This window comes from Chloroflexaceae bacterium (assembly GCA_025057155.1).
Taxonomy (GTDB): domain Bacteria; phylum Chloroflexota; class Chloroflexia; order Chloroflexales; family Chloroflexaceae; genus JACAEO01.
On record JANWYD010000163.1, the window covers coordinates 1 to 538 of the forward strand.

Annotated in this window: 1 protein-coding gene; it reads right to left on the reverse strand. The window is 65.8% G+C overall.

All coding sequences use genetic code 11. The annotated features are described in order from the left end of the window. A partial coding sequence (locus NZU74_20825; protein ID MCS6883768.1) for a PEP-utilizing enzyme occupies positions 1–538 on the reverse strand: 538 nt, incomplete at both ends.

A 538-nucleotide genomic window follows, 5' to 3' on the forward strand; every position in this document is an offset into this window, starting at 1 on the left:
GCACCGTTTGCGTCGCGCCGTCGACCTCGACAGTGAACAGGTTCTCGTACTCGTCCACGCTAATCGCCTCGCAGCCCGCCACACACGGGATACCGAATCCCCGCGCGACGACGGCGGCGTGGGAGGTCATTCCCCCTCTGGCAGTCAAAATCCCCTTCGACGCCAGCATCCCGCCCACATCATCGGGGTTCGTTTCGGGGCGCACGAGAATCACTGGCTCGTGCTTGCCCTGCTCCATCGCGCGTTTAGAGTCGAACACGGCGCGCCCGCTCGCTGCGCCGGGCGACGCGCCGAGTCCTTGCGCCAGCAGCGGATATTCGCCTGTAGCAAGGGCGCGCTCATCCAAGTGGGGGTGCAGCAACTGGTCTAAGTGGCTGGGCTGCACGCGCAGGATAGCCTCGTCGCGCCCAATCAGCCCTTCCTGTGCCATGTCGACGGCGATTTTCACGGCGGCGCGTCCCGTGCGCTTGCCCACGCGACACTGCAGCATCCACAGCCGCCCGCGCTCCACTGTGAACTCCAAGTCCATCATGTCGCG